Origin of the sequence: Bradyrhizobium sp. Bra78 (assembly GCF_024519855.1) — a bacterium.
Classification (GTDB): domain Bacteria; phylum Pseudomonadota; class Alphaproteobacteria; order Rhizobiales; family Xanthobacteraceae; genus Bradyrhizobium; species Bradyrhizobium japonicum_G.
On record NZ_JALJRE010000024.1, the window covers coordinates 57,544 to 80,312 of the forward strand.

At 66.1% G+C, this 22,769-nt stretch carries 22 protein-coding genes; 12 read left to right on the forward strand and 10 right to left on the reverse strand.

Going from position 1 to position 22,769, the window contains the following annotated elements; genetic code table 11:
* Positions 1-3 precede the first annotated feature (3 nt).
* Complete coding sequence (locus OC450_RS33710) at positions 4-852, forward strand: amidohydrolase family protein (protein WP_256809476.1); 849 nt, start codon at positions 4-6, stop codon at positions 850-852.
* On the opposite strand, the gene OC450_RS34360 is transcribed toward OC450_RS33710, so the two are convergent.
* The 5 genes from OC450_RS34360 to OC450_RS33735 form a co-directional block, all read right to left on the reverse strand.
* Positions 849-1,277, reverse strand: a complete 429-nt coding sequence (locus tag OC450_RS34360; RefSeq protein ID WP_211380981.1) for a DUF3551 domain-containing protein — start codon at positions 1,275-1,277, stop codon at positions 849-851. The genes OC450_RS33710 and OC450_RS34360 overlap by 4 nt on opposite strands.
* A gap of 176 nt (positions 1,278-1,453) precedes the next feature.
* Positions 1,454-1,819: a nuclear transport factor 2 family protein gene (locus tag OC450_RS33720; RefSeq protein WP_262049451.1), complete on the reverse strand. Its 366-nt coding sequence runs from the start codon at positions 1,817-1,819 to the stop codon at positions 1,454-1,456.
* 154 nt (positions 1,820-1,973) lie between these two features.
* Positions 1,974-2,324 (reverse strand): RidA family protein, encoded by a 351-nt coding sequence (locus OC450_RS33725; RefSeq protein WP_211380983.1) that lies wholly within the window; start codon positions 2,322-2,324, stop codon positions 1,974-1,976.
* 115 nt (positions 2,325-2,439) lie between these two features.
* Complete coding sequence (locus OC450_RS33730) at positions 2,440-3,357, reverse strand: alpha/beta hydrolase family esterase (RefSeq protein WP_211380984.1); 918 nt, start codon at positions 3,355-3,357, stop codon at positions 2,440-2,442.
* A gap of 3 nt (positions 3,358-3,360) precedes the next feature.
* Entirely contained in the window at positions 3,361-5,019 is a 1,659-nt protein-coding gene (locus tag OC450_RS33735; RefSeq protein ID WP_262049452.1) for an FAD-binding dehydrogenase, read from the reverse strand.
* A gap of 265 nt (positions 5,020-5,284) precedes the next feature.
* Between OC450_RS33735 and OC450_RS33740 the strand changes: the two genes are divergently transcribed.
* The 5 genes from OC450_RS33740 to OC450_RS33760 all read left to right on the forward strand — a co-directional run bounded on the left by OC450_RS33740 (position 5,285) and on the right by OC450_RS33760 (position 9,589).
* Positions 5,285-5,806: a hypothetical protein gene (locus OC450_RS33740; RefSeq protein WP_211380986.1), complete on the forward strand. Its 522-nt coding sequence runs from the start codon at positions 5,285-5,287 to the stop codon at positions 5,804-5,806.
* Between the two features lie 110 nt (positions 5,807-5,916).
* Positions 5,917-6,111, forward strand: a complete 195-nt coding sequence (locus OC450_RS33745; protein WP_262049453.1) for a hypothetical protein — start codon at positions 5,917-5,919, stop codon at positions 6,109-6,111.
* A 24-nt stretch (positions 6,112-6,135) separates the two neighbouring features.
* Positions 6,136-6,726 carry an SCO family protein gene (locus tag OC450_RS33750; RefSeq protein ID WP_211380988.1) on the forward strand — a complete coding sequence of 197 codons (591 nt, stop codon included), beginning with the start codon at positions 6,136-6,138 and terminating at the stop codon, positions 6,724-6,726.
* Positions 6,727-6,817: 91 nt separating this feature from the next.
* A complete protein-coding gene (locus OC450_RS33755) occupies positions 6,818-7,753 on the forward strand; it encodes a transporter substrate-binding domain-containing protein (RefSeq protein WP_211380989.1) in 936 nt (311 codons plus the stop codon).
* Positions 7,754-7,948: 195 nt separating this feature from the next.
* On the forward strand, positions 7,949-9,589 hold the full coding sequence (locus tag OC450_RS33760; protein WP_256809470.1) for a lysine--tRNA ligase: 1,641 nt from the start codon (positions 7,949-7,951) through the stop codon (positions 9,587-9,589).
* Positions 9,590-9,603: 14 nt separating this feature from the next.
* Here the strand turns inward: OC450_RS33760 and OC450_RS33765 are convergent, their stop codons facing one another.
* Positions 9,604-10,257 (reverse strand): helix-turn-helix transcriptional regulator, encoded by a 654-nt coding sequence (locus OC450_RS33765; RefSeq protein WP_256809469.1) that lies wholly within the window; start codon positions 10,255-10,257, stop codon positions 9,604-9,606.
* Between the two features lie 230 nt (positions 10,258-10,487).
* Here OC450_RS33765 and OC450_RS33770 point away from each other — a divergent pair, with 230 nt between their 5' ends.
* Positions 10,488-10,832: a DUF952 domain-containing protein gene (locus OC450_RS33770; protein WP_211380992.1), complete on the forward strand. Its 345-nt coding sequence runs from the start codon at positions 10,488-10,490 to the stop codon at positions 10,830-10,832.
* Positions 10,829-11,926, forward strand: a complete 1,098-nt coding sequence (locus tag OC450_RS33775; protein ID WP_211380993.1) for a quinone-dependent dihydroorotate dehydrogenase — start codon at positions 10,829-10,831, stop codon at positions 11,924-11,926. Before OC450_RS33770 ends, OC450_RS33775 begins: the two co-directional genes overlap by 4 nt.
* Before the next feature lie 15 nt (positions 11,927-11,941).
* On the opposite strand, the gene OC450_RS33780 is transcribed toward OC450_RS33775, so the two are convergent.
* The 4 genes from OC450_RS33780 to OC450_RS33795 form a co-directional block, all read right to left on the reverse strand.
* Entirely contained in the window at positions 11,942-13,267 is a 1,326-nt protein-coding gene (locus OC450_RS33780) for an MATE family efflux transporter (protein WP_211380994.1), read from the reverse strand.
* 82 nt (positions 13,268-13,349) lie between these two features.
* A complete protein-coding gene (locus OC450_RS33785) occupies positions 13,350-13,655 on the reverse strand; it encodes a DUF6460 domain-containing protein (protein ID WP_211380995.1) in 306 nt (101 codons plus the stop codon).
* A gap of 257 nt (positions 13,656-13,912) precedes the next feature.
* The gene (locus tag OC450_RS33790) at positions 13,913-15,778 is read right to left on the reverse strand and encodes a cisplatin damage response ATP-dependent DNA ligase (RefSeq protein ID WP_211380996.1); all 1,866 of its coding nucleotides are present in this window, start codon (positions 15,776-15,778) and stop codon (positions 13,913-13,915) included.
* On the reverse strand, positions 15,775-16,812 hold the full coding sequence (locus OC450_RS33795; protein ID WP_211382364.1) for a ligase-associated DNA damage response exonuclease: 1,038 nt from the start codon (positions 16,810-16,812) through the stop codon (positions 15,775-15,777). The genes OC450_RS33790 and OC450_RS33795 overlap by 4 nt, the downstream gene beginning before the upstream one ends.
* Positions 16,813-16,946: 134 nt before the next feature.
* On the opposite strand from OC450_RS33795, the gene OC450_RS33800 reads away from it, so the two are divergent.
* The 4 genes from OC450_RS33800 (at position 16,947) to pdeM (ending at position 22,717) form a co-directional block, all read left to right on the forward strand.
* The gene (locus OC450_RS33800) at positions 16,947-17,873 is read left to right on the forward strand and encodes a class I SAM-dependent DNA methyltransferase (RefSeq protein WP_262049455.1); all 927 of its coding nucleotides are present in this window, start codon (positions 16,947-16,949) and stop codon (positions 17,871-17,873) included.
* 116 nt (positions 17,874-17,989) lie between these two features.
* Positions 17,990-19,219, forward strand: coding sequence for an ABC transporter substrate-binding protein (locus OC450_RS33805; protein WP_256809467.1), 1,230 nt, complete (start codon positions 17,990-17,992; stop codon positions 19,217-19,219).
* 97 nt (positions 19,220-19,316) lie between these two features.
* The gene (locus OC450_RS33810) at positions 19,317-21,992 is read left to right on the forward strand and encodes a ligase-associated DNA damage response DEXH box helicase (RefSeq protein WP_262049454.1); all 2,676 of its coding nucleotides are present in this window, start codon (positions 19,317-19,319) and stop codon (positions 21,990-21,992) included.
* A 53-nt stretch (positions 21,993-22,045) separates the two neighbouring features.
* Positions 22,046-22,717 carry a ligase-associated DNA damage response endonuclease PdeM gene (gene pdeM / locus OC450_RS33815; RefSeq protein ID WP_211380999.1) on the forward strand — a complete coding sequence of 224 codons (672 nt, stop codon included), beginning with the start codon at positions 22,046-22,048 and terminating at the stop codon, positions 22,715-22,717.
* Positions 22,718-22,769: the final 52 nt, after the last annotated feature.

Sequence of the window (22,769 nt, forward strand, 5' to 3'; positions counted from 1 at the left end):
GCCATGATCATCGACGCTCACCAGCATTTCTGGGATCCCGCGCGCGCCGACTATCCCTGGATGGACGCGCCTGAACTCGCGCCGATCCGCCGTGCCTTCGGCCCCGCCGATCTGGCGCCGCTGTTGAAAGCGAACGGCATCGACGCGAGCATCGTGGTGCAGTGCCGCTCGGCACGCGAGGAGACCGTGGAATTTTTGCAGATCGCGCATGCGACGCCTGCCGTCGTCGGCGTCGTTGGCTGGGTCGATTTGACCGACGGCGCGGTTGGCGACACGCTCGATCGGCTGCGCGCCGCGCCGGGCGGCGACAAGCTCGTCGGCATCCGCCATCAGGTCCACGACGAGGCCGATCCCGACTGGCTGCTGCGCGCGGACGTCCGGCGTGGCCTTGCCGCAATATTCGCCCGCGATCTTGCTTACGACTTCCTCGTCCGCACCCGCGAGCTGCCCGCCGCGATTGCGACGGCGCAAGCCTTTCCGCACGCGCGCTTCGTGCTCGACCACGCCGCCAAACCGCCGATCGCCGACGGGGGCAGCGCCGACTGGTCCGACCGCATCGCGGCGCTTGCAGCGTGCGGCAATGTCTGGTGCAAGGTCTCGGGGCTGGCGACGGAAGCTGTTTGGAACGATTGGGATGCGGAGCGGCTGTTTCCGTTCGTCGCGCATGCCGCGACATGTTTTGGCGAGGACCGCCTGATCTTCGGCTCCGACTGGCCGGTGTGCCTGCTCGCGGGGAGCTATGGCGCGATCAAGGGTGCGCTGGAGGCATGCCTGACGAAGCTCGGCCAGCAGCTCCGCGACAAGGCCTTTGGCGTGAATGCGGGGCGTGCCTATCGATTGGCGGAAAGCTAGAGGTTCTGTCTCATGCTTTGGATGAATTTTTCTTTTTCGCCGGGCGCGTAACCCTGGGACGCTCCATAGTACGGTTCGAATTGATTGTACGGTGCGGCCCGGTAGTGGGTCGGCCGAGGTGGCGCGTACGATCGGGTCCCGGCGTGCGAGGGCGGTCTCGATTTGATTTGGCCGGAATAGCGCCGATTGTCCCGTTTTACCGGCGCCTTCGCAGCAGCGTAATACGGGTTGACGACGCACGCCTGACCGTTGGCCGACGCCCTGCATTGGTCCATCGTGGTGTAGCTGCATCGATAGTAGGGAGTGGCTCCGAACGAGACCACGTGCAAGCAAACGGGAAAAGCCGGATCATATGTCTGAGCCTGGACGTGCCCTGCTGCCAAAGCGGTGCCCATGGTCAAAATCGTCAAAGCCAATGTGCGCATTGGACTTTCCTCCAGGCTGGCACAACACCGGTGCACTCAGACCGGAGGCAGTGTTGATCCAGGTCAACGTCAGCGGAACACGCCCATGCGCGTGCAGTGATGGGCCGCGCCAGTCTCGTCGAGAAGCCGTCGCGGTTTACCCTCCCAAGGGAGGGTAAACCGCGGTCCAGCGACCCTCACGCCCCCGCGGGCACCTGGTCCAAAAAGCCGGTGATGCTCCTGATGCGGCCGTCCTTCAGCACGGCGAAATCAGTCCCTTTGATCGGGCTGTCGACACCGTCAGGGCCGAGGCCCCAGCTGAAGCGCACATGGTCGCCGTAGCCGTTCGGCTCGCCGATCAGCTTGAACCTGAAATCGGGAAAGCGCTGCTGCACGCCGGCGATCAGCGCCTCGATGCCATCAGGGCCGTCGCCCTTCATCAGCGGATCGACATAGCTCGCGTCCGCCGTCCAGTTCTCGCTGAGCAGTTCGCGCCGGCGACCGGCGGCGCGCTCGTTCCAGAGCTCGATGTAGCGGTGGGCAATGGTGATGGGATCGGTCATGGTGCTCTCCTTCGATGGCGCCGTATTCGGCTGACCGCCACTATCAAAGGTTCGCGCGCGCAGATCGATTACCTCGGAGATCATGCGTCGGGAAAAAACTGAAGCGCGATGATGCTCTCATCGCGCTTCAGTCGCATGCGAAGTTCGCGCGAATTTATTTCGCCGCGGTGACCATGATCTCGACGGTGTATTGCGCGGCCGCCAGCTTGGCTTCCACGGTGGCGCGGGCCGGGGTGTTGCCGGGCGAGACCCAGGCGTCCCACACCGCGTTCATCTCACCGAAGGTCTTCATGTCGGTGATGTAGATCGTGGCCGAGAGCAGCTTCGACTTGTCGGTACCGGCCTTGGCTAGATGGCCGTCGATCGTCGCCAGGATGTCCTGGGTCTGCTTCGTCACGCTTTCGCCGGCGGCGTTGCTGGCGACGACACCGGCGAGATAGACGGTGTTGCCGTGTACGACGGCCTGGCTCATGCGCGGGCCGGTTTCGAAACGCTGAATGCTCATTGGGGATCTCCTGGTGGAATGGCGGCCCTGTCTAGCCCAGCGTCCCGCGCTCTGCCACCCCCGGCACGCATGCGTTGCCGGGCACGCATGCGTTGCCACCGGTGCATGCGCGGCCTTACGGAAACTGACTGAAGAACGTCCAGATCGTCTCGGCGCCGTCGATGTCGCCGTTCTGCTGCCCGAGCAGGCCGGTTGCGACCTTTGGGAAGCGGGCATCCGAAGAAAACCCGGGCATGCGGTGACCGCCTTTATTGATGCGATAAAGCACGACGTCGTGCCCTGTGGGACAGCGCGAGGTGATCCGCGTGACCGTGGACTGGTCTGCGGGCGCCCTGTCGGGCAAATCAGTCATTTCGCCGTCGTCGGTCTCGCAGCCGTTGAGCTTGCGCCAGAACGCCAGCGTCTCCTCGGTGGACCAGAACCCGTCCGCGGCAAAATAGCTCGATCCGCGTCCGCCTTCGTAGGGCACCAGCGGGTCGGCCGTGCTGTTCATCAGCAGCATCGGCAGCGGCCGCGACGGATGGCAGGTGATTGCGGCCTCATCGGTGAGATTCATGATCACGCTCGCGCCCGCCGCAAACAGGTCGGCGCGCGCGCAAACCAGCGTCATCGCCATCGCGCCGCCATTGGAGATGCCGGCGACATAGACGCGCTTTGGGTCGGCCGTGCCGTTCGCGACCAGCTTCTCGACCAGCCTTGCGATGAAGGCGACATCGTCGGTGCCCGGCGGCGGACCGCGCAGCGCGGGCCCCGCCCTGGTCCTCGCATCGGCCCAGGCATGGTTGAGCCCGTCCGGGAAGACCACGGCAAAACCTTCACGCTTGGCGACCTGCGGCCACGCCGTCCGCGCGGCCATGTCGGCGCCGCGCTGGGTCTTGCCATGCAGCACCACCACGAGCGGCACGAGCCGCTTCGCCGGCAGCTGCGCGGTGTAGGACCGCTTTACGCCGTCGATGTCGATCGTATCGGCGGATGCAGCCGAGACGGCGGCCGATGCCGCAAGACACGCTGCGATGCGCATCCACCGCCGCATGATCTATCCCACCGCCCTGGCCGCGGCACGGCCGGCATTGCGGCCCGAGAACAGGCAGCCGCCGAGAAAGGTGCCTTCCAGCGAGCGATAGCCGTGCACGCCGCCGCCGCCGAAACCGGCGGCTTCGCCCACCGCGTAGAGCCCGGGAATGACGCTGCCCTCCGCGCCGAACACGCGCGAAGAGAGGTCGGTCTCGAAGCCGCCCAGCGTCTTGCGGGTGAGGATGTTGAGCTTGACCGCGATCAGCGGCCCGTGCGCCGGGTCGAGGATACGGTGCGGGGAGGCGGTGCGGATCAGCCTGTCGCCGATGTAGCGCCGCGCATTGTGGATGTTCATCACCTGCGCATCCTTGACGTAGGGATTGGCAATCTCGCGGTCGCGCGCCTCGATCTGCATCTTGATGTGCTCGGGCTTGAGCAGGTCGCTGCCGGCAAGCTTGTTCATGGCGGCAACGAGATCCTCGATCTTGTCGCGCACGATGAAGTCGACACCATGGCTTTTGAAGGCCTCCACCGGCGCCGGCGCGCCCTTGTTGGTGGCGCGCTTGATCGTCATGCGCCAGCTCTTGCCGGTCAGGTCAGGGTTCTGCTCCGAGCCCGACAGCGCGAATTCCTTCTTGATGATGCTCTGGGTCAGGATGAACCAGGAATAATCATACCCGGTGGACATGATGTACTGGAGCTGGCCAAGCGTGTCGGAGCCGGGGAAGAGCGGCGCCGGCAACCGCGTGCCTGTTGCGTCGAACCACATCGAGGAAGGGCCGGGCAGGATGCGGATACCGTGTCGCGGCCAGATCGGTGACCAGTTCTGGATGCCCTCGACGTAATGCCACATGCGGTCGCGGTTGATCAGCCGCGCGCCGGTCTTTTCCGTGATGCCGATCATGCGGCCGTCGACATGCTCGGGCACGCCGGAGATCATGAATTTCGGCGGCGTGCCGAGCCGCTTCGGCCAGTTCTGCCGCACCAGCTCGTGATTGCCGCCGATGCCGCCGGACGCCACGATCACGGCCTGCGCCTTCAGCGCGAACTCTCCGACGACATTGCGCGACGAACTCTTGCCGCGCTCGATCGTGTCGGGCGCGAGAACGGCGCCGCTGATGCCGTCGACCGTGCCGTTGGTGATGGAGAGCGCATCGACACGATGGCGGAACCTGAAGCTGAGCCGACCGCTTCTGACGGCCTCGCGCGCGCGGCGCTCGAACGGCTCGACGATCCCCGGCCCGGTGCCCCAGGTGACGTGGAAGCGCGGCACCGAATTGCCGTGGCCCATTGCGTCATAACCGCCGCGCTCGGCCCAGCCGACGACGGGGAAGATGCGATGGCCCATCGCGCGCAGCCAGTTGCGCTTCTCGCCCGCCGCGAACGCCACATAGGCCTCGGCCCATTGGCGCGGCCAGAAATCCTCGTCGCGGTCGAAGCCGGCCGTGCCGATCCAGTCCTGCATGGCGAGCTCGAAGGAGTCCTTGATGCCAAGCCGGCGCTGCTCCGGCGAATTGACCAGGAACAATCCGCCGAACGACCAGAATGCCTGGCCGCCGAGCGACTGCTCGCCTTCCTGGTCGACCACGATCACGCGCTTGCCCGCGTCCGCGATCTCGGTGGCGGCCACGAGGCCCGACAGGCCTGCGCCGACAACGATGACGTCCGTCTCGTCAGCCATGTGCTTCCCCCTCCATCGGTTCCCCCCTGTAGTTGCCCGGATTGAAGCCAGCGGTTGCAACTGAGATCAAGGGCGCGGCGCGCAAGACATCGTTAACTTGTTCCACTTTGGGATAGAGACCGGCCGAGTGCAGCGCGGACGCAACACTGGATTTGAATTTGGTTTGAGTAAGCCGGCCTGCCTAGACAAAACCTCGGTTACGACGGACGCTAGCAGCGCATCACCACCTGACACGCAGATTCGAATTCGACTGGGGCGGGGGACAATGAAGTTTCTGACGGGGTTGCTCGCGGCGGTTCTCCTGATCGCGGGCATGGGGGCTTCTCACGCGGTGGTTCGGATCGCGGATGACCGCGGCGGCCGGATCGGAACCTACGTCGACAAATACCAGGACCTGCGGCAATCGGGCGAAACCGTCATCATCGACGGCCTTTGCGCTTCCGCCTGCACCATCGTCCTTGGCGCCATCCCGCATGACCGCATCTGCGTGACCTCGAGCGCGACGCTCGGCTTCCACGCCGCCTGGGATTTCGGCGCCAATGGCCGCGCCGTCACCAATTCCGAAGCAACCCAGATGCTCTATGCGATGTACCCCTCGCAGGTGAGGCGCTGGATCAACCAGCGCGGTGGCCTGACACCACACATGCTCTTTCTGAAGGGCAAGCAGCTCCAGGCCATGTACAAGCCCTGCTACATGGACGCACAGGCCTCGGCGATCAAGCCAACGCGCCGGTCTCTCCCGCAATCCGAGCGGATCGAGTCCGCTCGGGGCCAGCTCCTGCACTGACATCATCAGCATGACGGGATCGTTTTAGCCCGCCAGCGGCGCCTTGCCCGCAGGCGGGCTAAAGCTTATCTGAAAACCTGGGAACCGGGGTTTTCGTCCCGGTCATTGTCATGGCTCAACCAGTGCATCCGGCCCACCCGCTACAGGACAATTCGCCCACTGCCGGCTGGATGCCGTCCGTGCTGCTATTGGCAGGTGCAGGGATCGGCGGGCTGGTCGTGCTCGGCGCGCTCGCGCTCTGGTTCCACTACGGCAGCCAGGTGTTCTTCGAAATGATCAGGACCGGCTTCGCTGCCTGCTTCTGACTCCCGACAGGAAGTTTTCCGCTCATGAGCTCCGCCGCCCGTCCGCTGGTGATCGCGACCGCCTTCGCCGCAAGCCTCGTCGTCGGGCTCCTGATCATGTTCTGGGCCATGGGCGGGGTCGGCAAGGTGGCGCAGCCGGCGGCAATCGGCGGCCCGTTCCAGCTGACCGACCAGAACGGAAAGGCCGTCACCGACAAGAGCCTGAAGGGCAAGCCGACCCTGATCTTCTTCGGCTACACCCATTGCCCCGACGTCTGCCCGACCTCGCTGTTCGAGATCTCGGAAGTGCTGCGCGCGATGGGCAAGGACGCCGACAAGGTCAACGCCATCTTCATCTCGGTCGACCCCGAGCGCGACACGCCGGCGACGATGAAGGACTATCTGTCGAGCTTCGACCCGCATCTCGAGGGTCTCAGCGGCGATCCCGCCGAGACCGCCAAGGTGATCACCTCCTACCGGGTCTACGCCAAGAAGGTCCCGACCAAGGACGGCGACTACACCATGGACCACACCGCGCTGATCTATCTGATGGACCGCGACGGCCGCTTCGTCTCGCCGTTCAACCTGAAGCGGACGCCGGAAGAGGCCGCGGTCGAGCTGAAGCGGTATCTCTAGGCGTCCGATCAACTGCAATCGGCGCTCGCGTTCCCGGCCGGATGGTTTATAAGGCCCTCCGATCCCAACGAAATTCGTTCATTTCTGGCCGATGGCTCCATCGCAACAGGCGAAATCGTCGAAATCTGCCGGTGGCTTGCTGACGGCGCTGGCCGTCGGCGTGTGCCTGTTCGCCGGCCTGCCGGGCGCCGAGGCCCAGGCTCCGGCCAAAAAACCTCCTGCGGCGCCCCAGGCCACCCCGCAGGTCACGCCCCAGGCCGCCCCCCAGGCAGTGCCCGGCTTCTGGGACCCGCGACGGCGGCCGGAGCGGCCGGACCTGTCGCGCCTGACCGTGATCCGCTTCCTGACCGAGACCGACTATCCGCCTTTCAACTACACCGGGGCCGACGGCAATCCGGCCGGTTTCAACGTCGATCTCGCCCGCGCGCTGTGCGAGGAGATCAAGGTCACCTGCACGGTGCAGATGCGCCGCTTCGAGACGTTGGTGGACGCGCTCGCCTCCAACCGGGGCGACGCCATCATCGCCTCGATGGCGGTGAGCCCGCAGCTGCGCGCCCGCGTCGACTTCACCGATCCCTACTACCGCGTGCCCGCGCGCTTCGCCTCGCGCAAGGACGCGGTGATGCCGGAGATCCGCCCGGAATATCTCGAGGGCAAGAAGGTCGGCGTCATCGCCGGCTCCGCGCATGAAGCCTATCTCAAGGCGATGTTCACAGACGCCGAGCTGCACTCCTATCCCAGCGACGACGCGCTCCGCACCGCGCTTCGCAAGGGCGAGGTGGATTTCATCTTCGCCGACGCCATCTCGCTCGCGTTCTGGATCAACGGCACGGATTCCGGCGATTGCTGCGCCTTCTCCGGCGGCCCCTTCGTCGAGAGCCGCTTCTTCGGCGAGGGCATCGGCATCGCCGTGCGCAAGGGCAACGACGTGCTGCGCCAGGCCCTGAACTGGGCCCTGTTCCGGGTCTGGGAAAAAGGCCGCTACACCGATCTGTGGCTGCGGTATTTTTCGGTGAGCCCGTTTTAGCTGCATCGCCGCTCTTGGTTCCTCATCCTGAGGAGCTTGCGCAGCAAGCGTCTCGAAGGATGAAGGCCCCGCTGGTGGCCTCGCCCTTCGAGACGCGCGCGAAATGCGCGCTCCTCAGGGCGAGGGTCTGACACCCGCCCGCAAAATTGCATTCTGCCCGGAAATCGCTATTTTCCGCGGCCCGGAGGCCCCTTGATGTCCGTTATTGATCTTGCTGCGAATCCGAGCGACCTGCGTGCGCTCGCCGAACAATCCAACGCCTGGCCGTTCGAGCAGGCGAAGGCCATTGTCGCGCGGCTGAAGAAAAGTCCGAAGGACGAGGTGCTGTTCGAGACCGGCTACGGCCCATCCGGCCTGCCGCATATCGGCACCTTCGGCGAGGTCGCACGCACCTCGATGGTGCGGCATGCCTTCCGCGTTCTGACCGAGGACAAGATCAGGACGCGCCTGCTGGCCTTCTCCGACGACATGGACGGCCTGCGCAAGGTGCCGGACAACGTGTCGAACAAGGCGCCGCTGGAAGCCAATCTCGGCAAGCCGCTGACGCGCGTGCCCGATCCGTTCGGCACGCATGACAGTTTCGGCGCGCACAACAATGCGCGCTTGCGCGCGTTTCTGGATCATTTCGGCTTCGACTACGAATTCGCGAGCTCGACCGACTATTATACGTCCGGCCGTTTCGACGCGACGCTGCTCAAGATGCTCGCTGCCTACGACAAGGTGATGGCGATCATCCTGCCGACGCTCGGACCCGACCGCCGCGCGACCTATTCGCCCTTCCTGCCGATCAGCAAGACCACCGGAGTTGTGCTGCAAGTGCCGATGATCCGCCGCGACGTCGCGGCCGGCACGGTGACTTACGTCGATCCCGACACGAACGTGGAAGTCGAGACGCCGGTCACCGGCGGAAATGTAAAATGCCAGTGGAAGGCCGACTGGGCGATGCGCTGGGTCGCGCTCGGCGTCGACTACGAGATGGCCGGCAAGGACCTGATCGATTCGGTGAAGCTCTCCGGTGCCATCGCCAGGGCGCTCGGCGCCACCCCGCCGGAAGGTTTCAATTACGAGCTCTTCCTCGACGACAAGGGCCAGAAGATATCGAAGTCGAAGGGCAACGGCCTCACCATCGACGAATGGCTGCGCTACGCCTCGCCGGAATCGCTGTCGCTGTTCATGTATCGCGAGCCGAAGGCGGCCAAGCGGCTGTATTTCGATGTCATCCCGCGTAACGTCGACGACTACCAGCAGTTCATCGACGGCTTCGCCAAGCAGGACGCCAAGCAGCAGCTCGGCAATCCGGTCTGGCATGTCCATAGCGGCCATCCGCCGAAGGGCGACATGCCCGTCACGTTCCAGCTCCTCCTGACGCTGGTGTCGTCGTCGAACGCCGAGAATGCCGAGACGCTGTGGGGCTTCATCGGCCGCTATCGTCCCGGCGTGAGCCCGCAGACGCATCCCAAGCTCGACGCGATGGTCGGCTACGCCATCAACTATTATCGCGACTTCGTGGCTCCGACGAAGCAGTTCCGCGAACCGACCGAGACCGAGCGCGCGGCGCTGCAGGATCTGCGCGATGCGCTGTCGCAACTCACGCCGGACGCCTCGGCCGAGGACATCCAGAACGTCGTCTACGAGATCGGCCGCCGCGAGCCATTTCTCGACCAGGTCAAGAAGGGCAAGGACGGCCGCCCCGGCGTCACGCTCGACTGGTTCAACATGCTCTACCAGGTGCTGCTCGGCCAGGAGAAGGGCCCGCGCTTCGGCTCCTTCGTCGCGGTGTATGGTGTGCAGAACGCGGTCAACATGATCGACGGGGCGCTGGCGCGGAGCGCGTGAGGGGCGTGCAGCCCTCACTGGCTCGCCCACACGATCCTTGCGATCCACGCCAGCTCGCCCACCGTCATCGTCCGCTCCGCCTGCGCCGCGTTGAGCGGCCGCAGGTCCAGCGCCTTCGCCGTACGGCGCTTCAGCGTGGCGATCGTCACCTCGCCCGCTTTGGTCTTCACCACCACGCGGTCCCCTTTCCGGACCGGTGTGCCGGGTGAGACCAGCAGGACATCGCCGTCGCGATAGGCCGGCTGCAGCGCATCGCCGGAAATCTGAAGCGCGAAGCTGTGGCTGTTCTCGGCGGCGGGAAACGCAAACTCGCTCCAGCCCTTGCCGATGGGAAAGCCGGATTCGTCGAAGGCGCCGCTCGCGCCGGCCAGCGCGAGGCCGAGCAGCGGCACCGAGCGGCCGTCGCCCGAATCGTCGCCGACCAGCCTGGCGAAGGTGTCGATCGACGAATCTGCCGCCGCCAGCGCTTTCGCGATCGATTCGGTGGAGGGCCAGCGCTCGCGGCCGTCGGAGGTGACCCGCTTGGACTTGTTGAAGGTGGTGGGGTCGAGCCCGGCGCGTTTGGCAAGGCCCGACGGCGACAGGCCGGCGCGCGCCGCCAGCCGATCCAGTGCGACCCAGATCTGGTCGTGGGTCAGCATCCTCTGCGCTTTGGCCTGCCTGACCATGGAAGGTCTCCAGCCCGTCGCATCTCAGGAAAACTGTCCTCAAATCAATCGGTTTTCCGTTTTTCGCGCAAGAGGCGACAGCCAAGGCTTGAGTTCGGAAGGGGCCGCCTCTACGGTCGCGCCCGGGTTTTCAGACCTGCAAGAGACGAAAAACCCCAAGAGACTCAATGAGCTGACTCGATGAGCTGGCTCAACGAGCCGACTCAACGGCAAACAGGGCTGCGCAAGCGGTGGTCAAGATCTACAAAATCTGTCCGGCCTCGGCCTGGCGCGAGGCGGAACGGCAAGGCGTGTACCGGGGCAGCGCGGACGACGCGCGCGACGGGTTCATCCATTTCTCGACCGCGGCCCAGGTTCCCGAGACCTTGCGCAAGCATTATTTCGGGCAGCGCGCGCTGTTCCTGGTCGAGGTCGACGGCGATGCGCTCGGCGGTGAGCTGCGCTGGGAGCGCTCGCGCAACGAGCAGCTGTTTCCGCATCTTTATGGCGAGCTCGATTTCGGTGCCGTGCTCTCGGTGATGAACCTCAACATGCGCTCCGATGGCGGCCATGATGTCCCGGAGCTGGCCCCGTGATCCGCGCCTTCGACGCTCTCTCGCTGCCGGTGCTGCGCTGGCTCGATCCGGAAGATGCGCATCGCCTCGCGATCCAGGGCCTGCGCTTCCTGCCGCCGGTCAAGCCGCGTGCTGACGATGCTAAGCTCGCGGTGCGCGCCTTCGGGCTCAACTTCCCCAATCCGATCGGCATGGCCGCCGGCTTCGACAAGAGCGCCGAGGTGCCGGACGCGCTGCTGCGGCTCGGCTTCGGCTTCGTCGAGATCGGCTCGGTGACGCCGAAGCCGCAAAGCGGCAATCCGCGGCCGCGGCTGTTCCGGCTCGAGCGCGACGAGGCCGTGATCAACCGCATGGGGTTCAACAATGACGGCGCGGACGTTGCGTTGCGCCGGCTCGCCGCGCGCGCGCAGCACGGGGGCATCGTCGGCGTCAATGTCGGTGCCAACAAGGATTCGCCGGATCGCGTTGGCGATTACGTCAAGCTGATCGAGACCTTCGCGCCGGTGGCGAGCTATTTCACCGTCAACGTCTCCTCGCCGAACACGCCGGGCCTGCGCAATCTGCAGGAAGGCGCGCTGCTCGACGATCTCCTCGCCAGGGTGATCGACGCGCGCGAGCGGGTGCGTCAGAAGGCCGGCGACACGCCGGTGCTGCTCAAGATCGCGCCCGACCTTAGCCTCGCCCAGCTCGACGACGTCGTGCAGGTCGCGCGCTCGCGCCGCGTCGACGGCATGATCGTGTCGAACACCACGATCGCGCGGCCGAGCACGTTGCGCGAGGAGATGCGCGCCAAGGAGCAGGGCGGTCTGTCCGGCCGGCCGCTGTTCCGTCTGTCGACGCGGATGGTCGCGGAGACCTATGTGCGCGTCGAGGGCGCGTTCCCGCTGATCGGCGTCGGCGGCGTGGATTCCGGCGGCGCCGCGCTGACGAAGATCCGTGCCGGTGCGAGCCTGATCCAGCTCTATTCGTCGCTGGTCTACAAGGGCCTCGGCCTCGTCGACGAGATCAAGCGCGACCTCACCTCGACGCTGCTTCGCACCGGGAGGGATTCGCTGTCCGAGATCGTCGGCGCCGACGCGGCGACGCTCACGGCGGAAGACTGGCCGGGGATGTAGGCCAAGGCATCCGGGCTACGATTTCGGAAACGTCTTCCTGTACTGCGCCGGATAGCGCGCGGCCTGCAAACCGCCACGCGAGACATAGGAGGCGATCAGCGCCCACCACAGTCCGGCATTGCCGAACGATTGCAGCGCCCACCAGGTGCCGAGGAAGATCGCGAGCGAGGCCAGCATCAGATTGCGCATCTCGCGCGCCCAGGTCGCGCCGATATAGATGCCGTCGAAGCCGAAGGCGAACACGCCAGGAATGGGCGCGAGCACGACGAACGGCAGGAATTCGCGCGCGCTGCGGCGAACGGCGTCGCTGGCGGTCATGAAATCGATCAGGCGCGGTCCGAACAGGGCGAACAGCACCGAGACGACCAGTGCAAAGCCCAGCCCCCACAGCAGCACCAGCCGGGTCGAGTCCGCAAACCCTTTGGCGTCGCGCGCGCCGAAGGTGCGGCCGCAGAGCTGCTGCGCGGCGTTGGCGAGACCGTCGAGGAAGAAAGCGCTGACCAGGAGGAAATTGTTGAGCACGGAGTTCGCGGCCAGCGTGACGTCGCCGGCCCGCGCGCCCTTGGCGGTGAAGAACAGGAACACGGCGATAAGCGCCGCGGTGCGGATCAGGATGTCGGAATTCACCGCCAGCAGGCGCATCAGCTTGTCGCGGTCGAACAGGGCTGCATATGGCACCGCGAATCCGTCATCCGCATAGCGGCGGCACACGATCACGCCGAGCCCGAATCCGGCCGCTTCGGACAGCAGCGCTGCGATCGCTGCGCCCGCGATGCCGGTGTCGTAGACCAGAACAAGCAGGATCGTCGCCGCCATGTTGACGAGGTTGATGACGACCTGGAGCGCGAGCGCCGGATTGGCCCGGGCCTGGCCGACCAGCCAGCCGAGGATGACGTAGTTGGCGAGCGCCAGCGGCGCCGACCAGATCCGGATCACGAAGTAGGTTTTCGCCGCGCCCGTGACGCCTTCGCTGCCGCCCATCAGGTCGAACAGCGCGGCGGCCAGCGGCAATTGCAGCACGATCAGCGCTGCGCCGATCAAGCCGGCGACGATGAAGCCGCGCACGAGGATCGCGGTCAGCTCGCGCGTCTCGCCGGCGCCGAGCGCCTGCGCCGTGAAGGCGAGCGTGCTCATGCGCAGGAAGCCGAACAGCCAGAACAGGCAGTCGAAGATGACGGAGGCCATCGCGACGCCGCCGAGCAGCGCGGGATCGTCCAGCCGGCCGATCGCCGTGGTCGAGACCACGCCGATCAGCGGCGTGGTGAGGTTCGCCACCATCGCCGGACCGGCGATGGCGAACACCTGGCGGGAGCCGACTTTGGGATGAACGGGCGCGTGCATCAGTTGCGTCTACCCGACCAATCGCCTGATTGCACCATCGCGGACGACATGAGGTGCCTGCGCAGGCCGCGCGCGAAAGGCTCTATCGCCCGCGCGGCGCGCCGAAGACGCGCATCAGCAGCCAGATCGGGATCACGATCACCGCGCCGAGCAGGAAATAGCGCCACACCCAGTTCACGGTATCGAAGCCGAGATCCCAGAGACGCTGGAACAGCAGGCGAATGCTGTAGATGATGTTCCAGGGATCGAAGCCGATCGCCGCCAGCACGACGCCGACCAGGATCGAGAGCAGCACCAGGCGAAACGCGACCGCCAGCGGCGAACCGCCGAGAAAGCGGTTCAGCCCATCGCTGCGGCCGGCCGGCACATCTCTGACGTCTTGGGCCATCGCGAAAAACTCCTTGGCGGATTCGACCCGATTATAGGGCACGGCGGGGCAGATGGGGAACCCGCATTCACCCGTCAATCAGCTTACCGCGTTTTAATTTGGACAGCACATGCGGCGGGCTCGCTGCAACCTCTCCCGCTTGCGGGAGAGGTTGCGCCGAAGGCGCGGGTGTGAGGGTTCTCTCCTCTTGGGGAATCCCAATGCGGAGATACCCTCTCCCCGACCCTCTCCCGCAAGCGGGAGAGGGTGCGCTCCTGTCACGCTCCAACCTCCGCCGCCTCCGCCTTCAGCATCTTTTCCAGCGTTTCCAGCCGGTCGGCCTCGCGCGGCGGCTTGTCCCAGCGCAGGCGGCTGATGCGGGGGAAGCGCATCGCGACGCCGGATTTGTGCCGCGGCGAGCGCTGCAGGCCCTCGAAGGCGACCTCCAGCACCAGCCCCTTGTCCGGCTCGTGCACGACATGGCGCACGGGGCCGAATTTTTCCGTGGTGTTGCGACGGACGAAGCGGTCGATCTGGAGCAGCTCCTCGTCGGTGAAGCCGAAATAGGCTTTTCCGACCGGCACCAGCTCATCGCCCGTCCAGACGCCAAATGTATAGTCGGAATAGTAGGACGAGCGCTTGCCGTGGCCGCGCTGGGCATACATCAGCACGGCGTCGATGATGTGCGGATCGCGCTTCCACTTCCACCACTGTCCCTTCGGCCGCCCCGGGAGATAAGGCGCATCGCGCCGCTTCAGCATCACGCCTTCGACGGCGTCCGCGTCTTCGCCGGCGCCCGCGCTGGCGGGATCGGCCCGTGCGGCGGTGAGTGCGTCCCAGCTCGCGAAGGGGACGGTCGGCGACAGATCGATGCGGGAATCGTCGATCTTCCCGATGAACGTTTCCAATCGCTCGCGCCGCTCCGCAAAGGGCAGCTCGCGCAGATCATTCTCGTCGTCGCCGAGCAGATCATAGGCGCGCAGGTGAATCGGAAACTCCTTGATCAGCTTCGGCGAGACGACCTTGCGGTTGAGCCGCTGTTGCAGGACGTTGAAACTCTGCACACGGCCCTCGCGCAGGATCAGAAGCTCGCCGTCGATCGCGCCGGGTGAGCGCAGCGACGGCACGAGGTCCGGAAAGCTGCCCGTGATGTCCTCGCCGGTGCGCGAATAGAGCCGTGCCGTGATGTGGCCGCGCTCGTCGCGGCCCGCCACCGCCTGCACGCGGATGCCGTCCCATTTCCATTCGGCGATGTAGTCGGCCGGATCGAGCGCGGCGAAATCATTGTCCTCGATCGCATGCGCGAGCATGACGGGACGGAACGGGGCGGGATCGCGATTGACCGGCTTGTCGCCGCGGCCCTCCAGCCAGGCGAACAGGTCGAGATAGGGGGGGCTGAGACCCGGCCAGATCAGCTCGACGTCATGCGGATCCTTGTCGCCGAGCGCGGCCGCTGCGGTCTTCGCCAGGCGTGCGGAGATGCCGATGCGCAGAGCACCGGTGACGAGCTTCAGCAGCGCCCAGCGGCCGGTCTCATCCAGCTCGTCGAGCCAGCGTTCAAGCTGCTTCGGCAGCTCGGTCTTGCCGAGCGTGCGGAGCGTGGTGACGACTTCGCTGAGGGTTGGGGGAGGCGGGTTGTTGTGCTTGCTCGGGTGGAGCGCATCGCTGGCATCTCGCCCGCGGCACCCCCCTCCCTGACCCTCCCCAGCAAGGGGGGCGGGAACGGTGAGAGAGGTGCGTCGACCACTCGCTGAATCACTGTCAGTCGTGGTGCTCGCCGGTGGCCGCGCGCTCCGCTGCGCTCTCTCCCCCCTTGCGGGGGAGGGCGGGAGAGAGGGGTGGCCCGGAAAAGACTCACCATGACCAAGCAACCGCCTCGGCCACATCAGCGCCACCGTCTCCGAGAGGTCGCCGACATAATCGTAAGACAGCCCGAACAGCACCGGATCGGTGCGCGACGCGATCAGGTCGCGGATCAGCGCCGGCTTGGCGTGCTTGAAGCTGAGTGCGCCGGTCAGCGCGGCCAGCGCGTAGCCGCGATCGGGGTCGCCGACCTCGCGGAAATAGCCGGTGATCAGCCGCAGCTTGTTGTTGCGGCCGGGCTCGTAGGCGAGGCGGTCCAGCAGTTCGGCGAAGCGGTTCATGCCTCGGCCTCGTCAACGATCGGCGCCTCGCTCTCCTCCTCGTCGCCATAGCCGACGAGATCGAGCGGCTGCGCCCGCAAACCCTTGCTTTGGCACCAATGCACCAGCGCGTCTTCCTGGCCGTGGGTGACCCAGATCTCACCGGCCCCGGTTGCCGCGATGGTCGCGGTGAGGCCGTCCCAGTCGGCGTGATCGGAGACCACCAGCGGCAGCTCGATGCCACGCTGCCGCGCGCGGGCGCGCACGCGCATCCACCCCGATGCGAACGCGGTGACCGGATCGGGAAAGCGCCGCGTCCAGAGATCGGAGGTGGCCGAGGGCGGCGCCAGCGTGATGGTGCCGGCCAGCGCCGCTTTCTTCACGCCCTTCACCGGCCTGAGGTCGCCGAGCTCGATGCCGCGGCTCTGGTAGTAATGCGTGATCTTCTCCATCGCGCCATGCAGATAGATCGGCGCGTCGTAGCCGGCCTGCCGCAGCAGCGCGATCACCCGCTGCGCCTTGCCGAGCGAATAGGCGCCGACGAGATGCGCGCGCTCCGGAAACAGCGCGACCGACGCGAGCAGCTTCTTGACCTCCTCGGCCGCATCGCCGTGCCGGAACACCGGCAGGCCGAACGTCGCCTCGGTGATGAAGACGTCGCAGCGCACCAGCTCGAAAGGCGCGCAGGTCGGGTCGGGCGCGTCCTTGTAGTCGCCGGAAGCGACGATGCAGGTGTCTCTACAGGTCACCGCGACCTGCGCCGAGCCGAGCACGTGGCCGGCGGGGTGAAACTTCACGCTGACGTCGCCGAGCCGGATCTCCTCGCCATAGCGGATTGCTTGCGTCGATCCGGCAAAATTCTCGCCATAGCGCAGCCGCATCATGTCGAGCGTTTCCTGCGTCGCCAGCACCGCGCCGTGGCCGGCGCGGGCATGGTCGGAATGGCCGTGGGTGATCACGGCCCGCTCGACCGGGCGGACGGGGTCGATATGGAAGCCGCCGGGCTTGCAGCACAGGCCGGCAGCAACTGGCAGCAGGATGTCTTGCGGACGCATCCGCGTCATATAGGGAGTGCCGGTCACAAAATTCACCCGTCATGCGCGGGCTTGACCCGCGCATCCATCCTCTTAAAGAGTTCCTTTTTTGATGGATTGCCGGGTCAAGCCCGGCAATGACAATCGGTTCCCCGATGCCCCTGCGTCTGTTCCAAACCTCCGGCGATCTCATGGCCGACCGCCGCTTCGAGTTCGCGCGCGACCTCCAGCTCAAGGGCGATCTGCCCGCCGCCGCCGACCTCATCGAGCAGGCCATCGAGCTCGCGCCGAACTTCACCTCCGCCTGGTTCACGCTCGGCGAAATCCGCAGCCAGCTCGGCGAGCGCGACAAGGCGATTGCCGCGTTCCGCGAAGCGCGCCGGTCCGATCCCGAGGACCAGCACGGCGCCCGTCTGCATCTGATACGCCTCGGCGACGTGCAGCTCTCCGAAATGCCCAAGGCCTATGTGCAGGCGCTGTTCGATCAATATGCCCCGCGCTTCGAGCACACCCTGATCAACGATCTCGGCTATCGCGCGCCGTCCCTGATCTTCAAGGCGGTGCTGGCCGCGCGCGTTGCCGCGAAGAAGCCAGCCCTGTTCAAGCGCGCCATCGATCTCGGCTGCGGCACCGGGCTTGCGGCGGCTGCTTTCGCAAGACAGGTCGATCATTTCACCGGCATCGATCTGTCGCCCGGCATGATCAAGCAGGCGCGCGCCACGGATCTGTATGCCGAGCTCGAAATCGCCGACATGATCGAGGGCCTGCGCGGCAAGGGCGACGCGAGCGCGAACCTCGTCGTCGCTGCCGACGCGTTCGTCTATCTCTCCGATCTCGCGCCGGTGCTGAGCGAAGCCAGGCGCGTGCTCGCGCCCGGCGGCATGCTCGCCTTCACGCTGGAGACGCATGACGGCAGCGGTATCGTGCTCGGCGAAGGGCTGCGCTATGCCCACTCCGCGGAATATGTCCGCGGTGCCATCGCCGGGGCAGGCCTCAAGCTTCTGACGGTGGAGACGGCCTCGCCGCGCAACGAAAACAACGAGCCGGTGCGCGGCCTCGTCGTCGTCGCCGAGAAAACTTGAGTCTAGGCGCTAAAGGCCCTGCCATTTAAGCGTCATTGCGTCGCAAAGCGGCGACTTCTCACTTGCGATGCGCGAGGCGATGTCAGCACAATGCGCGCACCAGGGAGAGACAAATAATGACCAAGAATCCATCGCGGCGCGATTTCAGCGCCGGCGCACTCGCCACCATCGCTGCATCGACCTTGCCCGCGCCCTACGTCTGGGCCGCGGAGAAGAAATACGATGCCGGCGCCAGCGACACCGAGATCAAGATCGGGCAAACCGTGCCGCATTCCGGCCCCGGCTCGCTCTACGGCGTGCTCGGGCGCATCGGCGAGGCCTATTTCCAGATGCTGAACGAGAAGGGCGGAATCAACGGGCGCAAGGTCAAGTTCCTGACCATGGACGATGCCTACAGCGCGCCGAAATGCGTCGAGGCGACGCGGCGCCTGGTCGAGCAGGAAGAAGTGCTCGCGCTCTACGGCTCGCTCGGCACCGCGCCGCAGACCGCCGTGCACAAATACCTGAATTCCAAGGGCGTGCCGCAGCTGCTGCTCAACACCGGCGCGTCGAAGTGGAATAATCCAAAAGAGTTCAAATGGACGATGGCGGGCCTGCCGCTCTATCCGACCGAGGCGCGCATCCTGGCGCGCCACGTCGTCAGCGTGAAGCCGAACGCGAAGGTCGGCATCCTCTACCAGAACGACGATTTCGGCCGCGACTTCCTCGGTCCGTTCAAGAAGGTGCTGGCCGATGCCGGCGGCACCGCCCAGGTGATCATGGAGCAGACCTACGATCTGACCGATCCGACGGTCGATTCCCAGCTCATCAATCTCTCGAAATCCGGCGCCGACGTGTTCTACAACATCTCCACCGGCAAGGCGTCGTCGCAGTCGATCCGGAAGGTCGCCGAACTCGGCTGGAAGCCGCTGCAGCTGCTGTCGGCCGGCTCGACCGGCCGCTCGATCCTCAACGCCGCGGGTCTCGAGAACGCCGCCGGCATCGTCGCGATCCGCTACAACAAGGAGGTCGGCCTGCCCAAATGGGAGAAGGACCCCGACGTGATGGCGTTCGAGGAGCTGCGCAAGAAGTACACGCCGGCGATCGATCAAGACAACACGATCGCGTTCGCCGGCTATGGCCAGGCCGTGACCATGGGCGAGATCCTGCGCCGCTGCGGCGACGATCTCACCCGCGCCAACGTGCTGAAGCAGGCCTCGAACCTCAACGGTTTCCACTCGCCCTACTTCCTCGACGGCGTCACCTACAGCTACACGCCGGACGACTACACGCCGATGAAGACCCTCTTTATCTCCACCTTCACCGGCAAGGATTGGGATATCTCCGACAAGCCGATGTCCGAGTAGGGGCGGCACCGCTGTTTCTCTCGCCTCTCCCCGCAAGCGGGGAGAGGCGAAGACCGCCCCCTCGACGAACCCACCCCCACGGCTTACCTGTGATGCCGTGCCGCCCCGCATCCTGAAATCCTCGGCCGAGCCGGCCGCGCTGCTGCCCGACCGTTTCCAGCAATGGTTCGCGGCCCGCGGCTGGTCGCCGCGCGCGCATCAATTGGCGCTGCTGAACAAGGCGCGCGAGGACCGCTCGGCGCTGCTGATCGCGCCGACCGGCGCCGGCAAGACGCTGGCGGGATTTTTGCCGACACTGGTGGAGCTGTCTTCTCCCTCCCCCCTTGCGGGGGAGGGGCGGGGAGGGGGGTGGCCACGGGCACCGCTCGTGGAGCTACCCCCCTCCCGGCAGCCGGCGGCTGCCGACCTCCCCCGCAAGGGGGGAGGTGACAACAAGCTCGTCTCTACCGGCCGCAGCCTGCAACGGAGCGGCGGCCTCCACACCCTCTACATCTCGCCGCTCAAGGCGCTCGCCGTCGACATCGCCCGCAACCTGGAGCGGCCGATTGCCGAGATGGGCCTGCCGATCAAGGTCGAGACCCGCACCGGCGACACGCCGGTGTCGCGGCGGCAGCGGCAGCGCCGCTATCCGCCGGACATTCTGCTGACGACGCCCGAGCAGGTCGCCCTGCTGCTCTCCTCCGACGACGCGCCGTTCCTGTTCTCCTCGCTCAAGCGAATCGTGCTGGACGAGCTGCATGCGCTGGTCACGTCCAAGCGCGGCGATCTCTTGTCGCTGGGCCTTGCGCGGCTGTGGCGGCTGGCGCCGCAGATGCGCGCCATCGGCCTGTCGGCGACGGTGGCCGAGCCGGAATCGCTGGCGCGCTTCCTGGTGCCGCAACCGAAGGACAAGGCGGAATCGGCCGACATCGTCATGGCCGGCGGCGCGGCGCCGCCGCTGGTCGAGATGCTCGACACAAGCGAGCGGCTGCCCTGGGCCGGCCACAGCGCGCGCCATGCGCTTCCCGAGATCTACCAGCTGATCAAGGCGAACAGGACCACGCTGGTCTTCGTCAACACCCGCAGCCAGGCCGAGATGCTGTTCCAGAATCTCTGGAGCATGAACGACGACAACCTCGCGATCGCGCTTCACCATGGCTCGCTCGACGTCGCCCAGCGCCGCAAGGTCGAAGACGCCATGTCGGCGGGCAAGTTGCGCGGCGTGGTCTGCACCTCCTCGCTCGACCTCGGCGTCGACTGGGGCGACGTCGATCTCGTCGTCAATATCGGCGCGCCCAAGGGCTCCTCGCGCCTGATGCAGCGCATCGGCCGCGCCAACCACCGCCTCGACGAAGCCTCGCGCGCGGTGCTGGTGCCTGCGAACCGCTTCGAGGTGCTGGAGTGCCGCGTCGCCATCGACGCCATCGCGGAGAATGCGCAGGACACGCCGCCGCTGCGCACCGGTGCCATCGACGTGCTGGCTCAGCATGTGCTCGGCTGTGCCTGCGGCGAGCCGTTTTTCTCCGACGAGCTCTACGACGAGGTGCGCACCGCCGCGCCCTACGCGGATCTCACACGGCAGGATTTCGACGACGTCGTCGATTTCGTCGCCTCCGGCGGTTACGCGCTGAAGACCTATGAGCGCTTCGCCCGCATCAAGCAGGACAAGGAGGGGCGCTGGCGCGTCGCCAATCCAAAGGTGCGGCAGAGCTACCGGATGAATGTCGGCACCATCGTCGAGGACGACATGCTGAAGGTGCGGCTGGTGCGCTCGCGCGGCGGCGGTCAGGGAAAGGCAGGCGGCTCGACGGGCGTGATCGCGCGCGGCGGCAGGCTGCTCGGCGAGATCGAGGAAGCCTTCATCGAGGGCCTCAGCCCGGGCGACACGTTCGTGTTCAGCGGCGAGGTGGTGCGCTACGAGACCCTGGTCGAGGACCAGGTCTATGTCTCGCGTGCCAACGACAAGGACCCGAAAGTGCCGTCCTACATGGGCGGCAAGTTTCCGCTCTCGACCTATCTTGCCGAACGCGTTCGCCGCCTGCTCGATGACGCCCGCGCCTGGGGCGCTTTGCCGGAGCAGGTGCGCGACTGGCTGGCGCTGCAAAGGGACGTCTCCCGCGTGCCGGCGGTGCGCGAGCTGCTGGTCGAGAGCTTTCCCCGCGCCAACAAGCATTACATCGTCTGCTATCCCTTCGAGGGACGTCTCGCGCACCAGACGCTCGGCATGCTGCTGACGCGCAGGCTGGAGCGGGCCCGCGCGCGGCCGCTCGGCTTCGTCGCCAACGAATATGCGGTCGCGATCTGGGCGCTCGGCGACATGTCGTTCATGATCCGGAACGGCAAACTCGACCTCAACGCGCTGTTCGACCCTGACATGCTCGGTGACGATCTCGAAGCATGGCTCGCCGAATCCGCCCTGATGAAGCGCACGTTTCGCAATTGCGCGATCATCTCCGGCCTGATCGCGCGCCGGCATACCGGCGAGGAGAAGAGCCGCCGCCAGGTGTTGTTCTCGACCGATCTCGTCTACGACGTCCTGCGCAAGCACCAGGCCGACCACGTGCTGTTGCGCGCCGCCCGCGCCGATGCCGCAACCGGCCTGCTCGATCTGCGCCGCCTCAGCGACATGCTCACCCGCATTCAGGGCCGCATCACGCACCGGGAACTCGACCGCGTCTCCCCGCTCGCCGTCCCCGTGATGCTGGAAATCGGCCGCGAGTCAGTCTATGGCGAAGCTGCAGACGAGTTGCTGGCCGAAGCCGCCGACGAGCTCGTCAAAGAGGCGACGGGATAAGGGCAGGTTTTGACGTGACGCTAGGCGCGCTGGTTTCAGGGGATGTCGAGGACATGCGCGTTTCCAGAGTCACCGTCAGCGACGTGACCTTCGCCGCCGATCTCTCCGGCGCCCTGTTCTGGGAAGCGCAGCGCCTGCTCGTCGTGTCCGACCTGCATCTGGAAAAAGGCTCCAGCTTTGCCACCCGCGGCGTGCTGCTTCCGCCTTACGACACGCTCGCCACGCTGGGCCGTCTCGCTGCTGTCATCTCCCGCCATGATCCGCGAATCGTCATCGCCCTCGGCGACAGCTTTCACGACCGCACCGCGCATGAACGCCTTTCGGCGGATGATCGTGAGGCCGTCAGCGCGCTCCAGGCCGGCCGCGACTGGATCTGGATCTCGGGTAATCACGATCCGATGCTGCCGCGCGATCTCGGCGGCACCATCGCGGATGAAGTCGCGATCGGCCCGATCACCTTCCGCCACGAGCCGACCGGCGCGCATGGCGAGATCGCCGGGCATCTGCATCCCAAGGCCCGCGTCTCCGCGCGCGGCCGCTCGATGGAGCGCCGCTGTTTTGCCAGTGACGGGATGCGCGCCGTGATGCCGGCCTTCGGCGCCTATGCCGGCGGCCTCAGCATCCGCGACGCCGCGTTCGCAAAAATCTTTCCGAAGAACGGTTTTGTCGCGCATCTGCTCGGCGACCGCCGCGTGCACGCGATTGCCGCGTCGCGGTGTTATTAGAGCATGATCCGGAAAAGTGCGAAGCGGTTTTCCGAAAAGATCATGCTCAAAC

Bases quoted from the DNA above. Each gene is read 5' to 3' on its own strand.
- OC450_RS33755 (WP_211380989.1), top strand. From the start codon at position 6,818: ATGGCTCCATCGCAACAGGCGAAATCGTCGAAATCTGCCGGTGGCTTG.
- OC450_RS33720 (WP_262049451.1), bottom strand. From the start codon at position 1,819: ATGACCGATCCCATCACCATTGCCCACCGCTACATCGAGCTCTGGAAC.
- pdeM (WP_211380999.1), top strand. From the start codon at position 22,046: ATGCGCGTTTCCAGAGTCACCGTCAGCGACGTGACCTTCGCCGCCGAT.
- OC450_RS33785 (WP_211380995.1), bottom strand. From the start codon at position 13,655: ATGGCCCAAGACGTCAGAGATGTGCCGGCCGGCCGCAGCGATGGGCTG.
- OC450_RS33735 (WP_262049452.1), bottom strand. From the start codon at position 5,019: ATGGCTGACGAGACGGACGTCATCGTTGTCGGCGCAGGCCTGTCGGGC.
- OC450_RS33760 (WP_256809470.1), top strand. From the start codon at position 7,949: ATGTCCGTTATTGATCTTGCTGCGAATCCGAGCGACCTGCGTGCGCTC.
- OC450_RS33780 (WP_211380994.1), bottom strand. From the start codon at position 13,267: ATGCACGCGCCCGTTCATCCCAAAGTCGGCTCCCGCCAGGTGTTCGCC.
- OC450_RS33745 (WP_262049453.1), top strand. From the start codon at position 5,917: ATGGCTCAACCAGTGCATCCGGCCCACCCGCTACAGGACAATTCGCCC.
- OC450_RS33750 (WP_211380988.1), top strand. From the start codon at position 6,136: ATGAGCTCCGCCGCCCGTCCGCTGGTGATCGCGACCGCCTTCGCCGCA.
- OC450_RS33740 (WP_211380986.1), top strand. From the start codon at position 5,285: ATGAAGTTTCTGACGGGGTTGCTCGCGGCGGTTCTCCTGATCGCGGGC.
- OC450_RS33710 (WP_256809476.1), top strand. From the start codon at position 4: ATGATCATCGACGCTCACCAGCATTTCTGGGATCCCGCGCGCGCCGAC.
- OC450_RS33790 (WP_211380996.1), bottom strand. From the start codon at position 15,778: ATGAACCGCTTCGCCGAACTGCTGGACCGCCTCGCCTACGAGCCCGGC.
- OC450_RS33805 (WP_256809467.1), top strand. From the start codon at position 17,990: ATGACCAAGAATCCATCGCGGCGCGATTTCAGCGCCGGCGCACTCGCC.
- OC450_RS33800 (WP_262049455.1), top strand. From the start codon at position 16,947: ATGCCCCTGCGTCTGTTCCAAACCTCCGGCGATCTCATGGCCGACCGC.
- OC450_RS33725 (WP_211380983.1), bottom strand. From the start codon at position 2,324: ATGAGCATTCAGCGTTTCGAAACCGGCCCGCGCATGAGCCAGGCCGTC.
- OC450_RS33730 (WP_211380984.1), bottom strand. From the start codon at position 3,357: ATGCGGCGGTGGATGCGCATCGCAGCGTGTCTTGCGGCATCGGCCGCC.
- OC450_RS33765 (WP_256809469.1), bottom strand. From the start codon at position 10,257: ATGGTCAGGCAGGCCAAAGCGCAGAGGATGCTGACCCACGACCAGATC.
- OC450_RS33795 (WP_211382364.1), bottom strand. From the start codon at position 16,812: ATGCGTCCGCAAGACATCCTGCTGCCAGTTGCTGCCGGCCTGTGCTGC.
- OC450_RS34360 (WP_211380981.1), bottom strand. From the start codon at position 1,277: ATGCGCACATTGGCTTTGACGATTTTGACCATGGGCACCGCTTTGGCA.